The sequence below is a fragment of the Polyangiaceae bacterium genome, assembly GCA_020633235.1.
GTDB lineage: Bacteria > Myxococcota_A > Polyangia > Polyangiales > Polyangiaceae > JACKEA01.
On sequence record JACKEA010000004.1, the window covers coordinates 638648 to 660342 of the forward strand.

26 protein-coding genes are annotated in these 21695 nt (G+C 65.7%); 22 read left to right on the forward strand and 4 right to left on the reverse strand.

Annotation, left to right across the window (positions count from 1 at the left end):
* Positions 1-998: 998 nt before the first annotated feature.
* The 3 genes from H6717_24270 (at position 999) to H6717_24280 (ending at position 3125) form a co-directional block, all read left to right on the forward strand.
* Positions 999-1853 carry a hypothetical protein gene (locus H6717_24270; GenBank protein ID MCB9580166.1) on the forward strand — a complete coding sequence of 285 codons (855 nt, stop codon included), beginning with the start codon at positions 999-1001 and terminating at the stop codon, positions 1851-1853.
* Between the two features lie 12 nt (positions 1854-1865).
* Positions 1866-2411, forward strand: coding sequence for a hypothetical protein (locus tag H6717_24275; GenBank protein MCB9580167.1), 546 nt, complete (start codon positions 1866-1868; stop codon positions 2409-2411).
* Positions 2412-2510: 99 nt separating this feature from the next.
* On the forward strand, positions 2511-3125 hold the full coding sequence (locus H6717_24280) for a hypothetical protein (protein ID MCB9580168.1): 615 nt from the start codon (positions 2511-2513) through the stop codon (positions 3123-3125).
* A gap of 15 nt (positions 3126-3140) precedes the next feature.
* Here H6717_24280 and H6717_24285 read toward each other — a convergent pair whose 3' ends face one another.
* Positions 3141-3521 carry a hypothetical protein gene (locus tag H6717_24285; protein ID MCB9580169.1) on the reverse strand — a complete coding sequence of 127 codons (381 nt, stop codon included), beginning with the start codon at positions 3519-3521 and terminating at the stop codon, positions 3141-3143.
* A gap of 138 nt (positions 3522-3659) precedes the next feature.
* Between H6717_24285 and H6717_24290 the strand changes: the two genes are divergently transcribed.
* The 19 genes from H6717_24290 to H6717_24380 all read left to right on the forward strand — a co-directional run bounded on the left by H6717_24290 (position 3660) and on the right by H6717_24380 (position 18447).
* Entirely contained in the window at positions 3660-4190 is a 531-nt protein-coding gene (locus H6717_24290) for a hypothetical protein (protein ID MCB9580170.1), read from the forward strand.
* Positions 4191-4231: 41 nt separating this feature from the next.
* Entirely contained in the window at positions 4232-4723 is a 492-nt protein-coding gene (locus tag H6717_24295) for a hypothetical protein (GenBank protein ID MCB9580171.1), read from the forward strand.
* A 156-nt stretch (positions 4724-4879) separates the two neighbouring features.
* The gene (locus H6717_24300) at positions 4880-6118 is read left to right on the forward strand and encodes a serine protease (GenBank protein MCB9580172.1); all 1239 of its coding nucleotides are present in this window, start codon (positions 4880-4882) and stop codon (positions 6116-6118) included.
* A gap of 79 nt (positions 6119-6197) precedes the next feature.
* Positions 6198-6461 (forward strand): hypothetical protein, encoded by a 264-nt coding sequence (locus tag H6717_24305; GenBank protein MCB9580173.1) that lies wholly within the window; start codon positions 6198-6200, stop codon positions 6459-6461.
* 2 nt (positions 6462-6463) lie between these two features.
* Positions 6464-7123 (forward strand): hypothetical protein, encoded by a 660-nt coding sequence (locus tag H6717_24310; GenBank protein MCB9580174.1) that lies wholly within the window; start codon positions 6464-6466, stop codon positions 7121-7123.
* A gap of 639 nt (positions 7124-7762) precedes the next feature.
* Entirely contained in the window at positions 7763-8173 is a 411-nt protein-coding gene (locus H6717_24315; GenBank protein MCB9580175.1) for a hypothetical protein, read from the forward strand.
* 429 nt (positions 8174-8602) lie between these two features.
* Complete coding sequence (locus H6717_24320) at positions 8603-9040, forward strand: SPOR domain-containing protein (protein ID MCB9580176.1); 438 nt, start codon at positions 8603-8605, stop codon at positions 9038-9040.
* A gap of 167 nt (positions 9041-9207) precedes the next feature.
* Positions 9208-9684, forward strand: a complete 477-nt coding sequence (locus tag H6717_24325; protein ID MCB9580177.1) for a hypothetical protein — start codon at positions 9208-9210, stop codon at positions 9682-9684.
* A gap of 344 nt (positions 9685-10028) precedes the next feature.
* Positions 10029-11387, forward strand: coding sequence for a hypothetical protein (locus tag H6717_24330; GenBank protein ID MCB9580178.1), 1359 nt, complete (start codon positions 10029-10031; stop codon positions 11385-11387).
* A gap of 90 nt (positions 11388-11477) precedes the next feature.
* Positions 11478-11852 (forward strand): helix-turn-helix transcriptional regulator, encoded by a 375-nt coding sequence (locus tag H6717_24335; protein MCB9580179.1) that lies wholly within the window; start codon positions 11478-11480, stop codon positions 11850-11852.
* A 42-nt stretch (positions 11853-11894) separates the two neighbouring features.
* Positions 11895-12218 (forward strand): hypothetical protein, encoded by a 324-nt coding sequence (locus H6717_24340; protein MCB9580180.1) that lies wholly within the window; start codon positions 11895-11897, stop codon positions 12216-12218.
* Between the two features lie 56 nt (positions 12219-12274).
* A complete protein-coding gene (locus H6717_24345; GenBank protein ID MCB9580181.1) occupies positions 12275-13021 on the forward strand; it encodes a class I SAM-dependent methyltransferase in 747 nt (248 codons plus the stop codon).
* A 222-nt stretch (positions 13022-13243) separates the two neighbouring features.
* Entirely contained in the window at positions 13244-13657 is a 414-nt protein-coding gene (locus H6717_24350) for an RICIN domain-containing protein (protein MCB9580182.1), read from the forward strand.
* 186 nt (positions 13658-13843) lie between these two features.
* Positions 13844-14479, forward strand: coding sequence for a hypothetical protein (locus H6717_24355; GenBank protein ID MCB9580183.1), 636 nt, complete (start codon positions 13844-13846; stop codon positions 14477-14479).
* Entirely contained in the window at positions 14476-14931 is a 456-nt protein-coding gene (locus H6717_24360) for a DUF4275 family protein (GenBank protein ID MCB9580184.1), read from the forward strand. Before H6717_24355 ends, H6717_24360 begins: the two co-directional genes overlap by 4 nt.
* Positions 14932-14970: 39 nt before the next feature.
* Positions 14971-15225 (forward strand): hypothetical protein, encoded by a 255-nt coding sequence (locus H6717_24365; GenBank protein MCB9580185.1) that lies wholly within the window; start codon positions 14971-14973, stop codon positions 15223-15225.
* A 78-nt stretch (positions 15226-15303) separates the two neighbouring features.
* Positions 15304-15684, forward strand: coding sequence for a hypothetical protein (locus H6717_24370; GenBank protein ID MCB9580186.1), 381 nt, complete (start codon positions 15304-15306; stop codon positions 15682-15684).
* Positions 15685-15805: 121 nt separating this feature from the next.
* The gene (locus H6717_24375; protein MCB9580187.1) at positions 15806-16216 is read left to right on the forward strand and encodes a hypothetical protein; all 411 of its coding nucleotides are present in this window, start codon (positions 15806-15808) and stop codon (positions 16214-16216) included.
* A gap of 677 nt (positions 16217-16893) precedes the next feature.
* Positions 16894-18447, forward strand: coding sequence for a hypothetical protein (locus H6717_24380; protein ID MCB9580188.1), 1554 nt, complete (start codon positions 16894-16896; stop codon positions 18445-18447).
* Positions 18448-18724: 277 nt separating this feature from the next.
* Here H6717_24380 and H6717_24385 read toward each other — a convergent pair whose 3' ends face one another.
* The 3 genes from H6717_24385 to H6717_24395 all read right to left on the reverse strand — a co-directional run bounded on the left by H6717_24385 (position 18725) and on the right by H6717_24395 (position 21664).
* Positions 18725-19201, reverse strand: a complete 477-nt coding sequence (locus tag H6717_24385) for a hypothetical protein (protein ID MCB9580189.1) — start codon at positions 19199-19201, stop codon at positions 18725-18727.
* Complete coding sequence (locus H6717_24390; GenBank protein MCB9580190.1) at positions 19189-20127, reverse strand: prepilin peptidase; 939 nt, start codon at positions 20125-20127, stop codon at positions 19189-19191. Before H6717_24390 ends, H6717_24385 begins: the two co-directional genes overlap by 13 nt.
* Positions 20128-20491: 364 nt before the next feature.
* Complete coding sequence (locus H6717_24395) at positions 20492-21664, reverse strand: hypothetical protein (GenBank protein ID MCB9580191.1); 1173 nt, start codon at positions 21662-21664, stop codon at positions 20492-20494.
* Between the last annotated feature and the right edge of the window lie 31 nt (positions 21665-21695).

Sequence of the window (21695 nt, forward strand, 5' to 3'; positions counted from 1 at the left end):
ACGTCCCTTGGGAGCGCGCCCCCTCGCGGCGGCAAGTCGCGGTAGCATTCCTCTGGACGTTCCGGGTTGATAGCGGGAAGTACGGAAGGGCACCGTGGGCGACAAGTCGTGATTCCATGCGTCGCCATGATTCTGACGGGCTGCTTTAGCGCTCAAAGGCACCGTTGAGCCGCGAGCCGCCTACGATTTCAACTGCGCCTGAGGACGACGTCACGGTCACCAACGTGTCTGGGACTGACCTACGCGGCTTCGGCTGGTCGAAAGGCCCTCTACGTGTGCAACCAAGACGATTCGATGACCGACGACACGGCCTGTGTCGTGGATGGCCGGCTCCCCCAGGCGAGCGCCGCTGGCAGTCGCTTCGTTCGTGAGGCGGAACGTGTCGGCCAAGACTCGCCGCAGTAAGGTGTCGGCGACGGCACGTTGAGCACGAGAGTTCTCGTTCGCGGTCGAGTTGTTGGCCTGCGATGCATCACGGCGCCGAACAGCCCGCGACGGCGAGTCCAGCGGACCGCTTCGGGGCGCAGAGCTCCATGAACCGGCTTCATCTTGAACCTTTCGGCAAGCCGCTTGCACCGGCGCGGACTCATCCGATCTTCGGCGGGGTATGTCACGTGACGCGGAAGTACGGCTGTCGTGACTCGAGAAGGAAGCGATCGCCCAAATCGCGGGCGTGGAACTGGGTCTGCTCTCCAGAGCAACACGCCCGAGCAGCTGTGGATCATGTCCGAGGGGAAAACTGGTCAGAAGCTGCCGGTTGGTCGACCCTCGATGGCGCGCTGCGACAGGAGTTCGTCGAGGCCCGCTCGCGTACGACGCGGCGCACCCGCGCTGATCCCGTGCTCCTTCTCTGGCTTCCGAAACCTATGTCGGCGCGACGAACGCGCATCTGAGGGCTCGGCTGCAAACGCTGGGCATCACAGAAACAGAAATCTCAGGTGAGCCCGAAGCCTTGGCAGCTTGTCCTTGCTGTGGAGCGCGCTCAATCTCGGACCGCGGTGGTACGATATTGTCCCGTCTGTCGGTGGGAAGACGACAGGGCGGACAACGATGCGGCAGATCGAACCGGCGGACCCAACCATCTTTCGCTGACACAGGCGCGCCAACTTTCTTCTACACGGAATCTGCGACCCCGCGCACACGATCTGCGTGGCACGCAGCATCCACCCGCGTTACGAACGCGGCCGCAGGTTTGCGTTGTCCGAAGGCGGGCGGCGTGTCTACGAGGTGGACGGCTCGCCGACCCCCGCTTGCCCGAAAGGACGCCAGAGTCGAGCTGGGGCCATCTTTGCGCACGCCCGAACCGCCAGCACGCTGGGTTGTCGATGACCGTTGACGAGTTCTGGCCCTGGTGTCGCTTCAACCTGAGAGTTCGTCAGGAGCACCGTTCGGGTCTTCGGGCCAACGCTGCGCGCGAGATCGAGTCTGGTCAGACCACCATCCTCAGCGACGTGTTCAATCACCCCGACCAGACCTTCGAGCGCCGCGTCTTCCGCTACCGGCACCTCACGGACATGGTGTTGACGAATCGACGCTCGTCGCCTGGGAATGCCGCCACGAAGCCAGCCTGCCAGCAGACTTGCGCTTTTGCTCCTGCGAGTCGACGGAATCCATCTGTGGGCCAACCTCGACTGGGGCCGATCCTACTTTGGGGTTTCGCCGCTCTCGGAATGGCAGCACGCGAGCTCCGAACAATGGAGGTCGTTCTTCGGTGTAAGCGCGCCTCGGAGCTGGATCATCTCCTACCACGACAACGGCGACGACTTCCTCGTGCTGGACATCGAGCATTCCGAGTACCGCTGGCACGATCTGGAAGACTTCGACCGTCCCCGAGTCGTCGCCCGTTCCGTTGAAGAGTTGCTCGAATGGTACTGGGCGATGGCGGACACCATGAATCCAAGTACCTGACTGTCTGGCGCCTTGCATTCGCACCTCTCTCGCCAGATCGTCGGGCCGAAATGCTCTTTGCTTCAGGATGGGCGGTGGTCCTGTCGTCACGCGAATCGTACCGCGGAGTTGCGCCTGACTACGTCGATGCGATCGACGACTACGTCAACTGTGCGGACCAGGAGCTCTACGCTCGACTCGAGGAGTTTCTCGCGCAGCACGCGCCACCCGATCTGCTTTGGACATTTCGATCGCACATGAACAGCGCGCGAGGGATCTTGCTGATGTCGTCATCCAGGAACCATCGGTGCGAGCCGCCTACGATCGTGACGGTTCTGTCCTGGCTGGCGCAGCACGCGCCAGCCTCCTACGGGCTCGTCTACCTCCACGACGACGAAGATACCGGCGTCCGCACCGGCACCGACAACAGCAACGTGTTCAGAGTCTGGCGCCTGCTGGCCGGACACGTCGAAGAGCTGGCGGACCCGTTCTTGTCGTCCGGCGTTCCTCTCTTCGAAATCTGAACCTCGATTCCTGAACGTGTCCCCGTTTGTGTCGCCCAGCTCCCCCCGGTGCTGTCTGATCCCGTAGTAGTCGCTCGGGGACTCGGCTACGCTCCGTCAATGGCGGCAATTGACGGGTCCGAGGTTCAACGTCGTCTGCGCTTGATGGCGGAACACATCCAGAAGCAAGGCGACCTGTTCGAGGTGGTCACGCCGTTCACGGCGGGCGCGGGCTGCGACCACGACGCCCTCGCCAGCGCGGAGGCAGACGCCGGAATCGCCCTGCCACCCGATGTGCGAGAAGCTACCCTCGCGCTGGCCGGTACGACGTGGTGTTGGGCGCTCCGCTCCGAGCTCGAGGAGGAGTGGGACGCTGACGTCGCGGGCGCCAACGGCGGGATGATCTGGCTACATCCGGACGAGATGAAGTCCGCGCGCGCCCGTCTGGCCGCGGCCGAGGCGGATCTCGGCTCGAGCCTGCTGCCCTTTGCGAAGGACGGCGGGGGCGATGCAGCGTGGTTGGCGATCGCCCACGTCAAGGGGAAGAACGTTCTGGTGCAAGTTCAGGGGGATGGCGACACGGAGTCCTGGGGCTTCGACGACTTCCTCGACAGCTGGTCGCGGGCTGGCTTTCGCATCGGGAATCGCTGGGAGGATCAACCGGAGTCGCTCATCGAGCACCTGGCGGAGGCGCTCGACCTGCCGGAAGAAGAGTGGGACGCCGAAGACGAGTGAATACCGCCGATCTCGTCATCGGTTGAGGCAAGCGCCGCCAAAGTCGAACTTCTTGCCGCACTCATCGGTTGCACCTGCCTCCAGTCCCAAGCCGGCATCCGCGGGGGCGATGCTGTCGCAGGATGGCCAAGCTGGGTTCTCGTTGATCTTGCAGGCGATTAGCCCGTCGTACGCTTTCCCGCATTCAGCGGGGTCCTTCGCGAACGACACGATCGTGTCACATCTGGAAAGGCATTCGGCCGCGTCGTATCCACACTTCTTCTCGAATCTGTCGCACATCAAGGTGCAGCCCGTCGTGCCGGGTGGCGGGCTTTCCTCGACTTGCCCGCACGCAGCCGCGACGAGCGCGGGAATCACGAGTCCCAGCGCGGCGTAGCCCAAGCGCTGCCGAGCCATCAAGGCGATCGTAACACGAGCACGGCGTACTGCGATGTCGTCCGGTGGTTCCGCTCCTTCGAGGTTTCCCAGGTGGTTCCGCGGCGGACCGACATCTTCAGGGAACTGGGCGTGGAGGAGGCGTGGTAGCGTCTCGGCGTGCGCTCAGTGGTGCTGCTCGTGCTCGTGTCGGTGTCGAGTGGGTGTGCGCCGCAAACGTCAGCACGAGAGCCGGCTCCGCCGCAGCCGGAGCGGCCCGTACCTCCGCCGCAGCCGCCGGTGATGCGTGAGCCGACCCCGGAAGGCACGACGTGTGGCGAGCTCACGCTGGAAGAGGTCGCGCTGGTCGCTGGTGGGAAGGGCGAACGTCATCCGCGCCTGGTCGCGGTGCGGGCGGCGCGCGACAAAGCGTGCGCACGAGACGATGGCGGAGCTTCGCTCCGTGCCGCCTGCCTCGGCGTGCGGAAGGAATACGCGGAGGCGCAGACGCACTACGGGCCGAAGCATCCCCGCATGATGGAGCTCAGGGCAATGCTCGCCCTGTGCCCCGAACCGGCACCGCAGCTGCCTCCCACGAGCGACGAGTGCGACACGCTGCGAGCCCGGCGCGCGAAGGCCATCGCCGAAGGAAAGGGTGAGAACCACCCGGTGGTGCAAGCCATCGACGCTGCCTTGAAGGAATGTCCGTGACACCCATGCACCAACCGCGAACCGACCTGTACGTCTTCGCCGTGCCCGACAGCGACCCGATGGAGCTGCTGCGCTTGTGGCACGGCATGCCGACTCGTGAACCCGCAATGGCGTTGCGCGAGACCTTCCCGTTCGTGGCCAATCCCCCTCCGGATACCCTACTGATGCGCGCTACCGGCCTGGATCTCTCCGTATTCGGAGAAGATCTCGAAGACGGATCGCTGCAGATGATCGACCACGCCAGCCTCGTGCAATACGGCCACCACGAGATACTGGCGCGTCTCGTCGGCGACGACATTGCCACCACCGCAGAAACGCTCACCAGCTACGCCCAGAGCCTGGGTGTCACGTGTGACCGAGCTGCGGTGGAGGACAAGCTGCGGCACGGCGTCTGGCCCGAGCAGGCGGACGCGATGCTGCAAGTGGCTGCCTTCGCCCACCATCTCTCCCGCGCCGCGCAGATCGCTTTTGGCATTGGGCAAAGCGTGGTCTGGGCGTTCCGGCAGACGACCTTGAGCTACGATTATCCGTAGGTGCGGACTCGCCGTAGCGCCGATCCTCTCCGGCACCATCGTTGATCGCAGCGATTGGGTGCGAGGGCTGAGAGTGTGGGCACTCAGCCTGCCTCGGTGCACTCCTCGGGTTGGTTGTGGCACAATCCTGTCGTGCCAACGCGCCACCTTCGGTCCTTGCTCACGCTCACGTTGCTGGCTGCATGGAGCTGTGGTTCGCAACGCTCCGTCATCAACGCGGACAATCACATATCGCCGGAGGTGTCCGAGAAGTACGGCGAGATCTGTCACAACGTTTGGCAATGCATGAGAACCTGTGACGAGGCTGAACGAGACACCTCACTTCAGAACGAGTGTGATGCTCAAATCAAGCGAGCCGACCAGGAGTCGGTCGGTGCTGCGTCTGCACAACCCAAGCCGGCCAAGGACGAATTCGGTGGGGGTTGGATCCCTGCTTCGAAGCAGAACCTGACCCCATCCCAGATCGCGGCGCGAAGCAGGCGCGCGATAGTTGCCGTACACGCCGGCTCCTCGATGGGCACGGGGTTTGCGATTTGGCGCAAGGGCTGGATTGCAACAAACCTGCACGTGGTCGCGGGTGAAGAAAAGATCTACGTCACACTGGCCGACCAGACCAAGCACCGCGTGTTGGACGTGCGGGGCCTCGACATAGAGCACGATCTCGTGGTGTTGCGCATCGAGAAGGCTGACTTGCTCGCGCTCACGCTGGGAGATCGGAATCAGGTCGAGGTGGGCGAACGCGTCGTGGTGATCGGCAATCCATTGGGGCTGGAGGCGACAGTCAGCGACGGCCTGGTGAGCGCCAGTCGGACGATGGACGATGGCAGCCAGGTGTTCCAGATCAGCGCGCCGATTTCCCCTGGCTCTTCCGGGGGGCCGATCATCAACGAGCACGGCCAAGTGATTGCCGTCGCCACCTTCCTCCTGCGTGGCGGACAAAACTTGAACTTCGGCATGTCGAGCGAGTACCTGGCGCCGATGCTCAAGCGGCGCCAGGTACTGAGCCCCGCGAAGTTTGCCGCAAAGACCAGCGAGTATCGTGTGGAGCGCACGAGCGAAATCGAACGTCACGTGCCGGACCTTCCGGTGAGCACGTTCGAAGGCTGCGCGGGCGCGGACGTCGACATCACCCGCCAAACGCTGGAAGAAACCCGCGCCACGGCAGAAGCCGTGCTCGAGGCCGGCAAGCTCGACGCTGCAGCGCACGTCTATCTAGGCGCCACGGTGGATCTCCGAGGCAAGCTCAGTAGCGGGTGCACGGGCGTTCTGGCGGTGTTGGATCAACTCAAGATGCGGACGGCCGGGCTGGCCGGGGCCGATAAGGTCGGTGCGTTTCGCGATACGTTCGAGGGGCTACTGCTCGTCATCGAAAAGCGCCGCAAGGCGAGCAAGTGATCCCGCTGAGCATCTTCATGTTGGTCCGCCGCGGAACCACGCGCCGTCGTCAGTCACGACGCCGCGCTGAGGGAGCCGTTTGAGCAAGAATCCTGAGCAGATGCGCGCAGCGGAGCTCCACTCCGCGGGTGCTACCGTCCGGCATGCTTCGCCCTTCGCCGATCTACCCGTGCCAACGTCGACGCTGAAGGTGTCAACGCTACCCGCGTGGGCGCAGCAGTTGTTCAGGATCGGCCTGTTCGAAGTCGAGGAGTTGACGCAGCTGATGGCTGAGCACATCCCTGAAGTCGACGAGCTGGTGGTCGCTCTGCTCGAAGCGCTCGACCGCGCCGCGGCGACGTAGCGATGGCCGTCTACACCACGTTCTTCGCTGCCGCCGACGCGGAGCTCGATGCCGCGTTCCCCGAGTGGACACGCCCGCTGGAAGTCCCGATCGAGCGGCTCGTTCGGAATCCGTTCACAGGAGAGCTGGTGTCGGCGAAGCGATGGACGGTCGAGCCGGATGAAGAGTCGCCGCCGCCACCACCACCCGAGACCGGGTTCCTCGCTTGGCTGCGGCGTCTGTTGGGGGGCGGACCGCCTGCGCGCTTCGGCGTCACCGTCGTCAAGGGTGACTACGCCACCTTCCTGGAAGAACGCGCGCACCCCTTTGTGGTGTCGAAGCCGCACTGGTGTACCAAGGGGCTGCTATCGCTGGAGCTCGCTGGGCTCCAGAAAGTCCTGACCATGGCGGAGGTGGATTTTATCACTTACATGGAGAAGCCCGCACTCGTTGCTCCTCGCGACATGGCCGCAGGCTTGGACCTCGTTCCCGCCGAGCTCGTTGACGCGCTTTGTGCGCTGCCTCGCGAAGAATGCCCGCGTGTTGCAGCTGAGCTTCTCGAGGAGAAAGAGTGGCAGGGCCCAGCCCTCGATGTCGTGGAGGGCACCGTGGCCCGCCTCCGGCAGATCGCTCGGCAGTCGAAGAAAGCCGCTGCGAACCTGTACCTCATGAGCGAGTGGTAGCCTGGTTGGCAAATGCTCGAGGGCTCGCTGGCGCTCACTGTCATTCTCGCGCCGACACTCGTGGTGAGCGCGTGCGCTCGCCCTGCCGAACCCGCCGGCTACGGCTACCAGTCCAGCCGGAGATGAAGGGCGGTTTCCCTTCGAGCTCTTCGGAAAGATCCTGGGTGAGCTGGAGTCCAACTAGGCCGCGACCGGCCGAGGCGCGCGCACATCGCCGTCGGTCCCTCGAGGAATCACCGAGCGCGGCCCTATCCCGCTCCGAATGCGAGCAGGGTGGGTGCTTCGGCATCGCGAGTGCTACCCTCGCACCGGCGCTCAGTTTTGAGCACGGGGTGTCGGGTGATGACGCTTGCGCGCAAGGGTTCAAGGCGAATTCGGGTCGGGGCTGTGAACTATCGTTGGACCGTCTCCCCTGACGACGAGCCCGGGCTGGGAATCGTCGTCGAGGATGCAAATAGTCCAGCCCAGCGACTGGTCAGTTGGATGAGCCACGGCGCGGTTGTGTCTCCGCGATTGGTGAAACGTGCCATCCTGGATGGTCTCGCCAGCGGCTGGCAGCCCAGGCAGTCGGGAGCCGACTTCGTTCGACGCATAGACGAGCTGTCTCGAAGCGTCCGTGGCCCAACGTCGGAGGAGTAGGTGAGCGACGCGCCCTTTCGTGTGATCGCCGAGCGCGCGCTCGAGCTTCGCGGCCCCGCGGAGCGAACCGTCGTCGTGCGCATCGGAGTGCCCGAAGCCGATCCAGCAGGCTCGGACAATTCGCGGTGTCCGTTCCAGGTGACGGGTCTCTCGGACGACTGCGTGCGCTACGCCCATGGAGTCGACACACTCCAAGCGCTCAATCTTGCGTTCGTGGGCGCTCGCGCTCTGGTGGCAGCGAACGCGGGCGTGCTTGCCGCCTTTCACGAGGACTTCTCCCTCACTTGGGAAGGCGTTCCATGGCAGGTGAGTCTGCCTGTGTGGGTGTCCCTGGACGATGCCGCTCAGGTCGAGCGCCTGGAGGCGTTCATCCGAGGCTCGTTGCGAGCACCGCCCGGCGCTGACCCGTAGGCGATTCCGAGGCGATGCCCCCGCATCGCGCTTGCCGCACAGATCCTGCTCTTGTTTGTTGCCGCGGCGCGATGCCCGTCGCGACGCGAGGTTCCGCGGCGGACCAACACAAGTCAGACGGCGGCGGCGGCCTTCACGCAATTGAACCCGTAGCAAAGGGCGGGGGTAGTATCGCGAAGACATGGTTTGGCGTTCGATTGCGTTGCTCACCGTCGCCGCAGCGAGCTTGTCGACCTGCGACCCGTTTGAGCGCGGGCCTCGCGCCATCTACTTGTGCGAGTGCCCGGCTGGCGGGGCGAAGGCGCGACCCTGCTCGGCTCCAGACGTGGCGGAAGCCGCTCGCATCGCGCGAGGGTGCCTGGGCGTTGGCGAGCGCACTTCATGCGTGTGCCACGCAGAGACGGACCTCGGCGCGTGCGACGTTGACGGTTGCGTGCGGCCCTGACTTCGGGCCGAATTCTGGCGCCGATCCCAAAAGGCCGCCATGATGGCTGCATGCGTTCGGCCCTGATCGCCACCGCGATGCTCTTCAGCCTGACGGCAACCGCAGCACCGGCCCGCTACGAGCTCGTGCATCCACGCGTGTGCCTGGCGGGCGGTTGGGGCGACCCGCATGCGGAGTGGCGCGTTCAGCTCGCGATCACGTCGAGCGAGCGGTTTGCGCTGGCCTTCGAGCAGCGCCTCGCAAAGCGTGGGATTCACGCCGAGCACTACATCGCCGTCTGGCGCGCGAACGGTGACAGGGAGCCGTTGGCGGTCGTCACGCGGCAGACGTTCCCGTCGCGCGCTGCCGCGATCCGCGCGGCCCAGAAGCTCCGCCGCGCGGGCTTCGCCGCGTTCCCGCGGCACTTCGTGCGCTACCGCTGATCCCGCCTGTCATGGGGGGTGCACGGCCATCGTTCATGACGCTGAGAGAAGCAAAGAGCGCCCTCGCCGGACGCTGGCCGACGTCCTCCCAGGATGAGGAATGGCTCGCCAAAGTCGACGCGGTGGGCCCCGACCAGCTCTGGCGGGCGTGCGCTAGCGGCGCTGCCATGGTGCTTGCATTGCTGTATCTCAAGGCGAGTCGCCGCATCTGTGCGCGCGCGGTCGTCGCGTGCCTGAACCAGCTCGCTTCGCTGCCGGAGGTGGAGCTCCCCTCCGCGGCGCTCTCCAGTTTGGAATGCCTCGCCGCGGGGCTCGAGAGCGCACCGGACGCGCACACGCTCGCGCGCGAAGCCTGCGAAGAACCGACCCCCGCTGACCGGGGTGCCCAGGGGCTTGCGCAGCTCGCGCTGAGCACCGCCATCGGCTTGCTGGATCCAACGGACGCGGCTCCCCTCGACGGCGCGGAGATCGACTGCATTGCCGACGCGCTCTACGCCGGTGGCGCAGTGGCGTCGTTGCCGGAAGCTCGCGCCCGAATGGCGACCGCCATCCGAGAGGAGATCCCCCGGCTCGCGAGCCTCGATGGCTTGGACCTCACCGTCGGCGAAGTGCCCAGTCCCACCGACGACGACCTCCCGTTCTGACCCACGAACGAAATCTATCCCCCGTCAGAGGTTCGTCAGACGAACCTGCGAGGCACCAAAGGCGTCTATCCCCCGCCCGATGTTCCTCTGGCGAACCTCCGAGGCGGGATGGTTTTCGAGAGGATGTCGGTCCGCCGCGAGCCCCTTGGGAACCCTCGAAGGAGGGAAACCACGCGGAGCGCCGAGTCCGCGGGCGCAAACTCTTGCGGCAGCGGGCGCTCGAATGTGGCAGACCTGGGGCCGCCGGGCGGTTGTGCCTGCCGCAGACTGGAAGTGTGACGATGCAATCGGGTGGGGACGTGGGGATGAAGGTTTTGTCGCGACGAGCATGGCGGTCGAGGCGCGTGGTTCCGCGGCGCACCAACAAGATCGTGCTCATGGCGTTGGTGCTCGCCTGCGCTTGTTCGGGGGAAGACGGCGCGGGGACGACGGGCGCGGGCGGCGGTAGTGGCGTCGGTGGGAGCAGTGGCGTCGGTGGGAGCAGTGGCGTCGGTGGGAGCAGCGGCGTCGGTGGGAGCAGCGGCGTCGGTGGAAGCAGTGGCGTTGGTGGGAGCAGTGGCGTCGGTGGGAGCAGTGGCGTCGGTGGGAGCAGCGGCGTCGGTGGAAGCAGTGGCGTCGGTGGGAGCAGCGGCGTCGGTGGGAGCAGTGGCGTCGGTGGGAGCAGTGGCGTCGGTGGCAGTGCGGGGGCGGGCGGAGTCGCGGACGCTGGCGTGGACTCGGGGAGCGGCGGCAGCGGCGGTGCGGACTCGGGGAGCGGCGGCAGCGGCGGCGTGGACTCGGGGAGCGGCGGCAGCGGCGGCGTGGACGGCGGTGTCGTCGGTTGCCCCAAGAACACACCGGTCGTCGTGGCCATCGGGCTGCAGGCCTGGGACCTCGCCATCGACCAAACTCACGTGTACTGGGTCGACAGCTCCGACAACGGAAGCGTCCGGCGGGTGTCCAAGAACGGCGGCACGGTGCAGACGCTGGTGTCGAACGTGCCGTACCCGCGCTCCATCTTCGTCGACGACTCGAACGTGTACTACGGCGTGGATGGCGCGCTGACGACCTCGCCCGCGGGGGCCGTCTATCAAGTTCCCAAGACCGGCGGCACGCCGATTCCGTTGGTTCTCGATGGCGGGCATCACCGCGGGGTGATCGCGGACGGCACCTACGTCTACTGGACGGAGTGGAGCAAGGACCTGGTGCGTCGGGTGAAGATCGGCGGCGGCACCGTGGAGACGCTGTCCACCACGGCGAGCCGTCCGTCGGGCATCGCCATGGACTCGACGTACGTGTACTGGACCACGAGCGACGGCGGCCGCATCGAGAAGCAGCCGAAGTCCGGCGGCAATCCCGCGGCGCCGGTGCTCGTCACCACCACCAGCGGCCAGCCGGAGTCCATCGCCGTGAATAGCAGCTGGATCGTTTGGGGCGAGCCCGCCGGCCGTGCGTGGAAGGTCCCCATCGGCGGCGGAACCAAAGTGCAGCTCGAGAGCGCACCCACGTACATCGGCGACGTTGCCCTCACTGCCACGCGTGCGATCTGGACGGTGTGGGGCTTCACCGCGGACTGGGGCTCGGTGCGCACGGTCCCCCTGAGCGGCGGGACGCCCTCACCCCTGACGACCAGCAAGTTCAGCCACGGCAAGGCCATCGCGATCGACGACCAGTGCGTGTACTTCTCGATCTACGGCACGTACATCGAGAAGGTCGCGCTCTGAGCCGGGCTTCGCGCCGCACCGACAAGTTAGCAAGCACGGGATAGCAGGCGATCGGCCGCCTGCGTTATTCCTGGTCCCAGAGGTGAACGCATGTCGGTGAAAGACTCGACGACCCGGGACTACCGCGAGCGCGTCAACCGCGTGATCTTCCACGTCGAAAGGCACCTGGGCGAACCGTTGCACCTGGAGGAGCTCGCACGGGTCGCGTGTTTCTCGCCCTTCCACTTTCATCGCATCTTCGCGGCGTTCACCGGCGAGCCGTTGGCCGCGTTCATTCGCCGACTGCGCCTCGAACGGGCGGCACAGCAGCTCACTCATCTGGAAGCGGCCGTGACGGACATCGCGCTTGCCGCTAGCTACGAGACCCCGGCCGCGTTCGCGCGGGCCTTCTCGGCGCACTTCGGCGTCGTGCCCACGGAGTACCGCGACCGGCAGCAGGAGAGTGATTGCGTGAACGCGCCGTGATCCTTGGCGCGGCGGCCATTGCTGGTAGCCTGCTTGCCAGCCGTGCTGACCGCGTACTTCGTTCTCGTTCACGTCGCACCGATATTGGCCGTCGTTGGCCTCGTGCTGCACGCCAGCAAAGCGAAGGTGTGGGCGAAGCGGTTCGATCGCGCCGCCCTCGCCTTCGCGCTGGTGCTGCCTCTCGGCCTGTTCCTCTTGATACAGGTGCTCCGCGCCACGAACGTGATTGGCGCGGACTCGCTCGAAGTCCGTCGACTGGGTGGCGCGCTGCTCTACACCCTGTTCGTCTCGCTGCCTTCCATCTTCATCGCGGGCAGCGCGTTGCTCGTCAGCTCGAACAAGCCGCCGCCGGCAGAGCTCCGTTGATGGCAAAGGGGTGGTCGCGGCGCCCCGACCAATTCATGCTGAGGTAGACTGCTGGCGTGGCGGCGCGGTACGATCGCATTGGGCACGGGTACAGCGCGCATCGGCGCGAGGATCCGCGCATCGCGGCGCGCATTCATGGCGCGTTGGGTGGCGCGCGGAGCGTGGTCAACGTGGGGGCTGGCGCGGGCTCCTACGAGCCGCCGCACTGCCACGTGATCGCCATCGAGCCGAGTGACGTCATGGCGGCGCAGCGGCCGCCGGAGCGCGTCCCCGCGATTCGCGCTTTTGCGGACGCGCTCCCGCTTCGAGATGGAAGCGTGGACGCGGCGATGGCGATCCTCACGGTGCACCATTGGGACGACGCGCGGGAAGCCGGCGTGAAGGAGCTGCGTCGTGTCGCGCGCGGGCCCGTCGTGGTGCTCACCTTCGACGCGGAGGTCAGTGGTCGCATGTGGCTGATGGCGGACTACCTCACCGAGGTCGCCGAGCTCGACCGCCGCATCTTTCCACCACCGGAAACCATTGCGCAGTGGCTCGGCGGCGGGCGCGTGGAGACCGTGCCCCTCGCGGTCGACACTCCGGACCGCATGCTCGGGGCGTTCTGGGCTCACCCCGAGCGCGTGCTCGATGCCGACGCGCGCAATGCCACGTCGGGCTTCGCGCGGCAGCCGCCGGAGGTGGTAGAGCGGGTCGTTACTGCGCTGGCGGCAGATCTCGAGAGCGGAGCATGGCAGGCAAAGCACGGCTACTTGCGCGATCTCGACGAGTACGACGCAGGCCTACGCCTGGTCGTTTCAGGTTGATGGTTCGTCGCGATTCCCGTAGCTGACGAAGGGCCCACGCACGCTCGCTTGCGTCAAGAAAAACAAATGCGGATCTGGGGTGATTGACGGTGCTTCCGCGCGTCCTTCTTCGGTGTGGTGTTCGCCACGCGGTGCTCGGACGACGCGAACCGGCCGGACTTGGCCACGTCCGACGCGCTCGTGCGCTGGAGCCCAACGCCGGATGGCTCTGTTCACTTCGGTTTGCCGACTTCAACCTCGTGTCTCAAGGTTCCGAACCACGCAACGGCGAACGGCACTGCGCTCAGTGTAGGCACCTGTGACACGACGCCGTCGAAGGACGTCTTCGCGTTCAACAACAACGGCGAGATCACCTACACGCGCAACGGCGTCACCAAGTGCGTCGACATGCAAGGGCCGACGGAGGCGCAGTGGCTGGCCGGCAACAGCGCGCCGAACACCGGCGCCACCATTCAGCTGTGGTCTTGCGCAGGAGTGCTCGGCCAGAAGTGGAACGTCACCGGGCCTGTCACCCACACGTCCAGCTCGAAGTGCCTCGACTGGGGCGGCGACCTGACGAACGGCACGCCCTACGGCACCACCTGCAACGGTCTCGCCTACCAGAACTGGGACTACTACTGGAAGACGGACATTTGAGGCTCCGGGCGGCGCGAGCACCGCGCTTCGCGCCGCCCGCCCGCGTTCGGGCATGCTTCGAAAGGACGGCTCCCGGTTCGGTCCTGACCGCAGAACGAGAGCTACTTCGGCGCATCACGAGCTGCGGCGAGTGCTACCCTTTCGTGCAGATTGATTGGGGGCTGCGCAGCGCGGATTGGTGGGACGATGAAGCTGAGCTCACAGGAGGCCCAACGCCTCGTCGACCTCGTCGCGCAAGCTCAAACTCGCGAAGCTGCCGTCGAAGCTGCCGGGACTGCGTTCTCGTTTCTCGTTGGACAACTGCACGCTCTAGCGGACAGTGCCAATGGCTATCCCAGAAACCCAATCGAGGGCCGCGTTTGGAAGGAGGGCTGCCGCCTCGCTTCCATCTGCGACCAGTTTGCCGACGCCGCGGCCCACTGGAACCAGCGGCGGGGGGAAGAGCAAGCGACCCGTCTCGCCGCGTCGATGGCAATGCAGGTCGTGGCCCACTATCCGGAAGAGATCTTTCCCCGAGTTCTTCGCAACGCAAAGTGCTGCGAGGCGCTCGAAATGACGACCGACGCGGCGGAAGCCTACCACTGCATCGCTGCCGACTTCGACGCGCTCGACCTGGAGGAAATCCTAGAGCTTACCGAGCCTTTGGAGGAAGCGGACGTTACGATTCTGACCTGCCTGCGGGAAGCTCTGTCCGGTTTGGAGCGCCTCGACCAAACTGGCCTCACGGACGCCCAACGCGCGCTGGCCGAGCGCGTGAACGAGGCCTTGAGCAACCGCCCCAGGGTCAGTGGAAGTGCTGCGCGTGGGACAGAGCCACCATGACTCGAGTGATTGCGGACGATCTGCCCATCACTACTCTCACCATCGAGGAAACGAGCGCGCTGCGCGACTCGTGGCGGCGCGTCTACGCGCGGCCCCTCGAGCGTGCCACGGGCGTCTGGCATCGGGGCAAGTACGACTGGCACGTCTTCAGCCATCGCGACACGTTCGCGCTGGAGCGCGAGGCGGCGCGCGCGGCGTATCACGCGCAGGCCTGCAAAGTGCTGCTCGTCATCACCGACGACAAGCGGCGACCGGGCTATCGAGTGGTCAGCGCCGAGCCTGTCGTACCTGACGAAGCGGATGCGTACGTATTCCCACCGGACCTGGCGTGGACCATGGTGTTCACCCACGAGGACGGATGGCTCGGTCCGTACTTCTCCAGAGCTACTTGGGTGGACAAGCCGCCCACCGAGGACTCTGCACGGGTTACCGCCCGGAAGAGGCCAAGATAGTCGTCCGGTCGAGTCCGGCGGCGACGTCCGAGGTGGACCATGTCGACGAACCAGCATGAAGCCGTTCTCTCGTACATTCGCGAGTTCAGGAACGCTCACGGAGACGACGCACCCTATGACCTCATCGGCGTCGGCCATCTGTTCCTTGCAGCGTTGGACAACCTCAGAGCGAACCATGTCGAACAGGACTTCGACGACCTGGCTGGCGCGATGACGCCATCGCAGCGAGAGTACCTGGTGGCTCTTGCCGCTCACCTTCGCGCGCTCGACAAGCCGGAAGAGCCCGACCGCTAGCGGGTGGCGAACGGCGTCCGCAGCCGTGGGAGTGCTACGCTGCCATTAGCACCGTGCTGGCTGTGCGAGCCAGCTGGGATGACATCGAGCACCGAGGGCAGTGCCGTGAGCGAACATGAAGTCTCAGACCGCTTCCACGTTGCGGCGCACGAGTACGGAAGCCTGCTGCGCTTGAGAACGCCTGGCACCTACGCCATGGACGTTGCGATTGCGCTCTTGGTGTTCTTTGAAGCCGAATTTGACGCCGAGGTGGAAGATACCGGTTGGAAGCGCGGCCACGGCCTGAGCGTGGCTGTGCCGCTTCGCGTTCATCTCCAGAGCCTGGAGGTCGATCTGTCGACCGACGGGGACGAGATAGTCGTGCAGCGAGTGGGCGGGAGTAAGCAGGGATTCGAAGCGCTCTGCGCGCAGATCTTCGACCACGAGCTTTGCGATGGCTTGCCGCCTTGGCAGGGCTAGCGCTGAAGCCAACCCCTACCCTCCCGCGCCGTACTGCTCGCCCAGCGGCTTTTCTACTGGATACATCGGCTTCTCCCTAGGCTATGCGTTCTTCCTGTGAGGGGGTGAGGAGCAACCTGCAATGTCCGTCGATCTCACCGTCTACCTCTCGCGCGGCGCAATGCCCACACCGTCGGCGTGGGCGGACGCGATCATCGAGTCGGGGTTCCCTGCCGAGCTCGACGCGGCGTTCGACGTCGATGCGTTCTCGGGCTTTCTGCCGTGTTCCTTCGATGGCGAGGACGCCGGGTTCGAGTACCTGAGCGGGCCCATCGAGTTCGTGGACGAGCTCGAGCTCCCGAGCGACTTCGACTTCTCCGTCACCTTCTCGACGCACTCCGAGATGCGCGAGTTGGCGTCTTCCGTCGTCTGTGCCGCCATCCTCTGCAGCGTCAGCCGCGGGATCCTCGTCGACCCGCAGGCGGACGAGGTCGTGCGGGCGGAAGACGCCGTCGCTTGGGCTCGGGAGATGCTCGAAGAGATCGACGTGTAGGCGCTCTCTTTGGGCGATGCCGCGAGCCCGGGTCGCAAGAGAATATACTTTCGACCATGCCATCTCGCGCCAAGGTCTTTCGGAACGGAGGCAGCCAGGCTGTTCGGTTGCCAAAGTCATGTCGCTTTCCCGATGGCCAGCGAGAGGTGCTCGTCCACCGAGTTGGCCGCAAAGTGGTGCTCGAACCGCTGGGTGGCCGCAGGAGTTCCTTCGCTGCCTCGGAGCGTGGGCTGAGGAAGTTGAACGTCCGAAGCCAACGCCCGTCTCCAAGATTCGGGACCCGCTTGCATGACGCCGGAGTACATGCTGGGCACCGACACTGTGAGCTTTGCTCTGCGCGGCCAAGGTCGGGTGGGGGAGCGCCTGGTGGAGCACGCACCGTCGCAGATTTGCGTCAGCGCGATTACCACTGCCGAGCTTCGTTTTGGGCTGAGCGACGCGGTTCCAACAAGCTCCGCCGCCTGATAGATACGTTCACGTCTGCGGTGTCAGGAGTGCCGTTCGATGCCGAGTGCGCCACAGCACTCGGGAAATTGGTGGCGAAACTCGTCAACAAGGGCCGTAGCCCGCGGTAGCTCTCGGGCGCAGCGCGGTGAGACATTCAATGTCCCGGTCATGGTGTGTGATGCAGCGTCGACGGATATTCTCGCCGGCATGCAATGCCAAGAGGTGCCAGCGTGAGGTCGCGCTCGATTCGCAAGCACGCGCTACATGACCCGGCGCTCGATGCCATGGACGCGAATGGGCTGCGCGCTCTGATCTGCGAGATGGTTCCGTGGTTCGACGAGAGGCTGCACGCGCGCTTCGCCAACGCACTGGTGGAGCACGCGGCTCGCAGTGGATCCGGCTGGGCACCCGAGGCCCCGGGCCGCGAGAGGGTCGGTGAGATCCTCGAGTTTGCCGCGACTGCCGAGCGAACGGGCTACGCTGACCCCGCCGAAGTCGACGCGTACCTACGAGAGGGCTCGAACGCATTTCTTTCCAAGGACTACGCGGCGGCTCTCGAAATCTTTCGCGCGCTGTTGATTCCCGCTGGAGATGGGGACTTCCACATGGGGCAGGACGAGCTCCTGGAGGAAGTGCTCGTTGTGGAGCCTGCCACCTGCGCCGCGCAGTACGTCGTATCGACGTACATGACATCGCCCCCGGAGCACCGCGCAGAAGGGGTGCTCGCTGCCATCGACGAGATGCGCGGCATCGGAGACTTCTGGGACCCGCTGCGCGAGATGGAGGACGTGGTCGTCGAAGCGCTTCCCGACCTGGACGCCTTTCTGTGGGAGTGGAAAGCGCTCGTCGAAAGGCGTGCCGCAAAAGGCCGTGATGCCGAGTGGGAAGTTGCCGAAGCTCGCTGGTTGCGGGAGGTCGTCTACCGAACGCAAGGCATCGCGGGGCTCGCGGAGATGGCGCGCAGATCGCGGCGGGCTGAAGACCTTTGGGCGTGGTGTCGCGCGCTCGCGGAAGCGGGCGATTGGAGCGACGCGCTGGCCGCCTACGACGAGGCCGCAGCGCTCGTCCCTTCCCAACACCATGCTCGCGGCGGGTTCCTCGACGGCGCCGCCTTGGCCGCGCAGCAGCTCGGCCGCAAGAACTTGCCAGTGCTACTCGAGCGCGCTTGGCGAGCAGAGCCGAGCATGACTCGACTGCGGCGCTGGCTTGGGAGCTCTACAAGCAAGAAGGTGCTGATTGCTCGGGTCGCCCAGGCATTGGCACACTGCCCCAAGTCCGAGCATCGGCAACGAGGGCTCTTGCACTTCCTGAACGGCGACCTCACGGAGGTCGCCAAGTTGCTCGCCTCGGCGCCAGGGCTGGGATGGTCCCACGACGACCATCCGGGTCACCTCATGTTCCCGCTCTTTGCCAGCTTGCTCGGCGACGATGCACTTTCCTTGCCGTCGGTGGACGATGACCTGAGCGTGCTCGTGGCACCCGACGCTCCGCGCCTCGCGACGCCCGACGTGGCTGACCTCATAGCTCTTGCTGGGCTTCCTTCACCCACTGATGACGCGAACCGAGGCACGGTTCTGAAAGCAATGCGCGCCGCAGCAGAGAAACGTATCGCCGGCGTTACGGAGAACCAGCGCCGGCGGCACTACGGGCACGCCGCGTCCCTCGCCCTCGCCTGCGTACGGGTCGACCCATCTGCGGAGGGCATCCGGTGGTTCGAGCGCATTCGCAGCGAGTATCGGCGCTATCCCGCGCTTCAGCGCGAGCTCCGCGGGGGTCAGCGGTAGCGGCGCGAACGTGTGGTTCCGCGGCGCAGCAACAAAGAAAACACCTTCCTCGGGCACAGAACATGGTGCGCCCCAAACGCGGTCCGTGCGCCGCAGAAACTACAGATGTTTCCCACGCGAACATCCGAGGCACTATGGGCGTCTATCCCACCCGAAATGTTCCTCTGGCGAACATCTTGGGCGGGATGGGTTGCATTTCGCAAGCATGTCGGTCCGCCGCGGAAACCGCGCGCGGCGCCGACGCGTCACTGTGACGGCGCGGTGCGGCGCCGCCGCGTCACTGTGACGGCGCGGTGCGGGGGCGCGCGCGGGTGCCCGGCGCGTGATACGGGCCGGCGGCGGAGCCACAGGGCGTCGGTTTCTCGCACGCCTTGTCCAGCTCTTCTTGGCTGAGCCCCTCGGAGCTTTCCGGATACCAACCGGGCTCGGAGTAGTAGAGCGCGCCGCCCTGGAGCGACTCCATCCAGTACAGGGAAACGGTCGAGTAGAAACAACCCTTGGGCGGAATTTGCCAGCCGCCGGCCTGCCACTCCCAGCGGCGCCCGATCCACTGCCACTTGCCGTCGACCCACACGCAGCGGTCGTCGGTGTTGTCGTCCACCATCTCTTCTTCGGAGGGAGGCGGTGGGTACTCCACGATGTAGCGCTGGGCGTTCTCGGGCGCGGCACCCCGAGGCGCAGTGCGCAGACCACCGCCGCACGCGCTGCAAGCAAACGCGGCGATCGCGGCGACGGCGATTCTCACACCTGCCATATCCACGCCAGATACTCCTGCACGATCCACTTTCCGAACAGAAGATACTCGATGGTAGCGAGCACCAGGAACGGCCCGAAGGCGATGCGCGATTGGCTGAGGCCCTCTTCCGGCTCGCTGCCGATGGGATCCGCCTCCAGCTCGCGAATCAGCTCTTCCTTCTCTTCGCCCTCGGCGTTCTCGATGGCTTCCAAGAGCTCCTCGCGTTCCCGCTTCACGGCTTCGGGCTCTTCGATGCGACCTTGCGTGACGAACACCGCGATGGCCACCATGGTGCCCTGCACCGCGCCCGCCAACAGCGCGAACACCGCTCCCGGCCAACCGAACCACGCCCCCGCCAGCATGGTGAGCTTGGCGTCCCCCAGGCCCATGCCGGCGCGGCCACGGAGTGCGCGGTACAGCACGTCGAAGGGCAGCCAGATCATCACGAAGCCGATGGCGGCGCCGGTCAAGGATTCGACGAAGCTCACGTCGGGCCTCAGGAACGCGCTGGCGACGCCCACCACGGTGCCGCCCAGGGTGATCTCGTCGGGCAAGATCATGTGCTCGAGATCGATGAACGCTGCGGCCACGAGACCCAGTGCCAGCGCGAAGTACAGCGCGAAGATCACGAGGGCGCGCCACCACTCCGTCTCCCCCGGCAGGATCACGACGCGCGTCTCGAGCACCGCCCAGCCCACGAGCCCGCCGAGGGCTTCCACCAGCGGGTAGCGCGGCGAGATGGGCTGTTTGCAGCAGCGCGATTTGCCGCGCAGGATGAGCCAGCTCAAGACCGGGACGTTGTCCCAGGCGGCGATGGGCTTTTCGCAGTGGGGGCAGCGGGAGCCGGGGTGCACCACGCTCTGCCCGCGGGGCAGACGATAGATGACCACGTTCAGGAAGCTGCCGAAGGCCAGACCCAACGCCACCGCGACGAAGGTCGTCAGCGCGGGGGGGAGCTCGGCGAGGGTCGGCACGGGGCCACGTTAGGCCAGCTCACGGGTCTTGCGCGAGCACGTAGGGCATTCGATCTGTCAAAATCCACCAAGTCGAAGAGTACGCACCGGCGGTGATCGGGTCCGGAGGCGCGTGCGAGCGCCCGTGGGCTGCCGGCAGGACGAGGTGCGGCGGGGAGACGCGCTTTTTGACCTCGCGGCAACACCCGCGCGACGCAGCCGTTCTACGTCGCTCTGTGTTATCCCCAGTGCTCACCTGAGTCGGTCCTCTCTCACAAGCGGCAGCCCAATGACGATTCTTCCCACCGGGCAGCTTGTGGGTTCGGCGCGGAATCAGCCCGCGCGCGTATCCCGCTTATCGCGGAACGAGCAGCGCCAGTGCACGCCGAAGTAGCTCTGCTAGCGAGAGGGTGCGAGCTTCTCGGGCGAGCTTTTCCGTCGCCTGCTTGGCTTCGGCCTTTTTGAAGCCTTGGCTCGTGAGGGCCAACAGGAGCTTGTCTTGCTTCTCCCGCGCCTCGGCGTTCGCAGCGTCCTCGGTGTCTGAACGCCTTCGCTGACGAAGGCGCTTCTTCTCTTCGACGTACTCCTTGCCGAAGGTCTTCTTGGCCGCGTTCAAGTTGTGGCTGGCGCAGAACACCCGACCATTGGCGGCATCGTCGCCACCACCGATGCCGGTGGCTTCGATGTGGTCATACTGGAGAAACGCCCTTGCCGTGCAGCGCACGCCGGACTCCGACACGAAGCAGCACTGGGCGCCGTCCCGCTCGTACACCTCGCGCCGGGCCGCACGGCCGGGCTCGCCCGGCTTCGTTCCGCGGGAGCGGCGCGGCTTGTCCGTCTTGCCCCAGCGCTTGTTCTCAAGCTCGCGAATCAGCGCATCCAGCGCCCGTTCGACCACGACCTCCAGCTCCCGGCTCACGTGGCTCATCAGATTCTGGGCGTGCTCGAGCTTCGCTTTCAGGCTCTCGCTGGCGCTGAAATGCACCTCGAAGCGCCCTTCCGAGAGCGGCTCGACGCCCGGGCGCGGCCCCTTTCCGCCAGTGCGCAGCGGTGTCACTTGGTCTGGAACGTCCGGCTTCGGGAACCAGCGCGCGAGCACCACGCGAATCCCCGCGCTCGTCTTGCCGGCGGCTTCTTCCAGGAGCGCAGCGTGATTCTCCCGAGTGAGCCGCGGAGCCAAGAGCGAAAGCCCAGAAAGGTGCAAGTTTCCGTCCGCGAGCAGCGAGAGCACCACCGGAAACGAGAGCGCTGCCCGCGCCCCGGCGATGCTCCGATACGCCGTGCCCTCACTCATCCCGAGGCCGCGCACGCAGAAGTCGTACATGGAGGAGTATCCCTCGTCGTACACGAGCTCGCGCCGCTCGATTTCAGCGAGATGCGCGACCAAGTGCGCGGTCGCCTTGCGACGACCGGCGTTGGCAACGACCGCGCTCGACCAGAGGTCGCGATTGGAGAGGTCTTGAAGTGCGGAGAGCGAAGTGCGCTCGGTGGCAGACAGTTCTACGGAAATGACTTTGGACGATGACATGACAAACCCCCGTGGTTTCCCCCGGCATACC